Source organism: Streptomyces sp. NPDC004561, from assembly GCF_053602155.1.
Window position 1 is genome coordinate 1 of record NZ_JBSGDB010000697.1, and the last position, 3,466, is coordinate 3,466.

Consider the following 3,466-nt stretch of genomic DNA (forward strand, 5'->3'; position numbering starts at 1 on the left):
GGTCCCCCGAGGTTCCGGTCTGCTGCGGTCGTGTCCGACGACGACCACTTCGTACTGCTCGGTCATGGTGACCACCTCCGCGCCGACCGTCGCCCACCCGGCGCGGGATTGACAAATACGTTTGCCGAATCTGCAATGTCGATATGACCACGGACGACGTTCTCGCGGAGGTGGGTCCCCGGCTGCGGCGGATCCGCAAGGAGCGAGAGGTGACCCTGGCGGCGCTGTCCGAGACCACGGGCATCTCCGTCAGCACGCTCTCCCGGCTGGAGTCCGGACTGCGCAAGCCCAGTCTGGAGCTGCTGCTGCCGATCGCCCAGGCCCACCAGGTCCCGCTCGACGAGCTGGTCGGCGCCCCGCCGGTCGGCGACCCGCGGGTGCGGGCGAAGCCGCTGGAGCGGCACGGCCGCACCTTCTGGCCGCTGACCCGCCAGCCCGGCGGCCTCCAGGCCTTCAAGGTCCTCGAGCCCCAGCGCACACTGGAACCGGATCCGCGCAGCCACGAGGGGTACGAGTGGGTCTACGTGCTCGCCGGGCGGCTGCGGCTGGTGCTCGGCGAGCACGACGTCGTGCTGTCGGCGGGGGAGGCGGCCGAGTTCGACACCCGGGTACCGCACTGGTTCGGGTCGACGGGGGAGGGGCCGGTGGAGTTCCTCAGTCTCTTCGGCCCGCAGGGGGAGCGGATGCATGTGCGGGCGCGGCCCCGGCAGACGTGACGCCCGTGACTGTTCCCTGATCGGCAAGCGACCGCTTAGTATGCGATCGGACCCGGTCAGACGAAGCAGTCCCGTGGAGGCCCCCCATGCAGGCATGGCAAGTGCACGAGAACGGCGAGCCGAGCGAGGTGATGCGCCTGGCCGAGGTGGAGCGGCCCACGCCCGGTGACGGCCAGGTGCTGCTGCGCGTGCGTGCCGCCAACGTCAACTTCCCCGACGCGCTGCTGTGCCGGGGCCAGTACCAGGTGCGCCCGCCCCTGCCGTTCACGCCGGGGGTGGAGATCTGCGGCGAGACCGAGGACGGCCGCCGGGTGATCGCCAACCCCGCGCTGCCCTACGGCGGTTTCGCCGAGTACGCCGTGGCGGACGCCACCGCCCTGCTGCCCGCGCCCGGGTCGCTGGACGACGCGGAGGCCGCCGCGCTGCACATCGGCTACCAGACGGGCTGGTTCGGGCTGCACCGCCGGGCCCGACTGGAGGCGGGGGAGACCCTGCTCGTGCACGCCGCGGCCGGCGGCGTCGGCAGCGCCGCCGTGCAGCTGGGCAAGGCGGCGGGCGCCACCGTGATCGGCGTGGTCGGCGGCGCCGAGAAGGCCGCCGTCGCGCGCGAGCTGGGCTGCGACCTGGTCGTGGACCGGCGCGGCGAGGACGTCGTGGCGGCCGTGAAGGAGGCCACCGGCGGCCGGGGCGCCGACGTGATCTACGACCCCGTCGGCGGCGAGGCCTACGCGCAGTCCGCCAAGCTGGTGGCCTTCGAGGGCCGGATCGTCGTCGTCGGCTTCGCGAGCGGCGCCATCCCGAGCCCGGCGCTCAACCACGCCCTGGTGAAGAACTACGCGATCCTCGGCCTCCACTGGGGCCTGTACAACACCAAGAACCCCAAGCTGGTCCAGCACTGCCACGAGCAGCTCACCGAACTGGCCGCGCGGGGCGCGATCAAGCCGCTGGTGAGCGAGCGGGTGCCGCTGGGCGAGGCCGCCGCCGCCGTGCAGAAGGTGGCGGACGGCCGGTCCACCGGCCGCATCGCCGTGGTGACGGAGGAGGCAGCATGATCGACGCCGGTGAACTGCGCCGCCGCACCCAGGAGTTCCTGGCCGCGCACCCGACCGCCCGCACCGACCGCCTGGACTTCCTGCGCGCCCGCTTCGACGCGGGCCTGGCCTGGGTGCACTACCCGGAGGGCCTCGGCGGGCTCGGCGCCCGGCGCTCCCTCCAGGCCGTCGTGGACGCCGAGCTGGAGGCCGCCGGCGCCCCCGACAACGACGCGCGCCGCAACGGCATCGGGCTCGGCATGGCCGCGCCCACCATCCTGAAGTACGGCACGGAGGAGCAGAAGCAGCGCCTTCTGCGGCCGCTGTGGGTGGGGGAGGAGGTCTGGTGCCAGCTGTTCAGCGAGCCGGGCGCCGGCTCCGACCTGGCCGCGCTCGGCACCCGGGCCGTGCGTGAGGGCGACGAATGGGTAGTCAACGGGCAGAAGGTGTGGACGTCCGGCGCCCACAACGCCCGCTGGGCCATCCTCATCGCCCGCACCGACCCGAGCGTGCCCAAGCACGCGGGCATCACCTACTTCGTCTGCGACATGACCGACCCCGGCGTCGAGGTGCGGCCGCTGCGCCAGATCACCGGCGAGGCCGAGTTCAACGAGGTCTTCCTCACCGACGTCCGCATCCCCGACTCCCGCCGGCTCGGCGAGGTCGGCGACGGATGGCGGGTCGCGCAGACCACGCTGAACAACGAACGCGTCGCCATCGGCGGTATGCGGCTGCCCCGCGAGGGCGGCATGATCGGCCCGGTCTCGAAGACCTGGCGCGAGCGCCCGGAGCTGCGCACCCACGAACTGCACCAGCGGCTGCTCAAGCTGTGGGTGGAGGCCGAGGTCGCCCGGCTCACCGGCGAACGCCTGCGCCAGCAGCTCGCCGTCGGCCAGCCCGGCCCCGAGGGCGCCGGCATGAAGCTCGCCTTCGCCCGGCTCAACCAGGAGATCAGCGGCCTGGAGGTCGAGCTCCTGGGGGCCGAGGGCCTGTTGTACGACGACTGGACCATGCGCCGTCCCGAGCTGGTCGACTTCACCGGGCGCGACGCCGGCTACCGCTATCTGCGCGCCAAGGGCAACAGCATCGAGGGCGGGACCAGCGAGGTCCTGCTGAACATCGTCGCCGAGCGCGTCCTGGGTCTGCCCACCGAGCCGCGCACCGACAAGGACGTCGCCTGGAAGGACCTGGCCCGATGAGCACACAGCCGGAACTCCTCTACTCCGAGGAGGAAGAGGCGCTGCGCGAGGCAGTCCGCGACCTGCTCGACGACCACTGCCCCCCGGCCGGCGTGATCGCCCGCACCGAGTCGGACGACCCGCACGACCTCGCCCTGTGGAAGTCGCTGGCCGACGGCATGGGCCTCGCCGGTCTCCTGGTGCCCGAGGCACAGGGCGGCCAGGGCGCCTCCCACCGCGAAGCCGCCGTCGTCCTGGAGGAGCTCGGCCGCGCCGTCGCCCCCGTGCCATACCTCACCAGCGCCGTCGTGGCCACCGAGGCCCTGCTCGCCTGCGGCGACGAGGAACTCCTCGGCAAGCTGGCCTCCGGGCGCACCATCGGCGCCCTCGCGGTCGGGCACCACTCGGCCCCGGGCGTCGCCGTCCCCGCCGTACGCCTCGAAGCTCGCCGGGCTGATCGGGGACTACGAGATCTGGCCGGGTGTGCGGTTGGTCGACACCACCCCCGAACAGCGCTACGACATGGCCGAGCGGTGGACCG

Annotated in this window: 4 protein-coding genes; all 4 read left to right on the top strand. The window is 73.1% G+C overall.

Going from position 1 to position 3,466, the window contains the following annotated elements:
• Positions 1 to 143: 143 nt before the first annotated feature.
• Complete coding sequence (locus tag ACWEN3_RS43755; RefSeq protein WP_452983520.1) at positions 144 to 716, top strand: helix-turn-helix domain-containing protein; 573 nt, start codon at positions 144 to 146, stop codon at positions 714 to 716.
• 86 nt (positions 717 to 802) lie between these two features.
• Positions 803 to 1,768 carry an NADPH:quinone oxidoreductase family protein gene (locus ACWEN3_RS43760; protein ID WP_452983523.1) on the top strand — a complete coding sequence of 322 codons (966 nt, stop codon included), beginning with the start codon at positions 803 to 805 and terminating at the stop codon, positions 1,766 to 1,768.
• Positions 1,765 to 2,946: an acyl-CoA dehydrogenase family protein gene (locus ACWEN3_RS43765; protein WP_452983526.1), complete on the top strand. Its 1,182-nt coding sequence runs from the start codon at positions 1,765 to 1,767 to the stop codon at positions 2,944 to 2,946. Before ACWEN3_RS43760 ends, ACWEN3_RS43765 begins: the two co-directional genes overlap by 4 nt.
• Positions 2,943 to 3,466 (top strand): acyl-CoA dehydrogenase family protein (locus tag ACWEN3_RS43770; RefSeq protein ID WP_452983528.1); only part of this gene is annotated, 524 nt, incomplete at its 3' end. The genes ACWEN3_RS43765 and ACWEN3_RS43770, both read left to right, overlap by 4 nt.

Excerpts from the sequence above, each read along its gene's own strand:
- ACWEN3_RS43755 (WP_452983520.1), top strand. The coding sequence starts at position 144 with ATGACCACGGACGACGTTCTCGCGGAGGTGGGTCCCCGGCTGCGGCGG.
- ACWEN3_RS43760 (WP_452983523.1), top strand. The coding sequence starts at position 803 with ATGCAGGCATGGCAAGTGCACGAGAACGGCGAGCCGAGCGAGGTGATG.
- ACWEN3_RS43765 (WP_452983526.1), top strand. The coding sequence starts at position 1,765 with ATGATCGACGCCGGTGAACTGCGCCGCCGCACCCAGGAGTTCCTGGCC.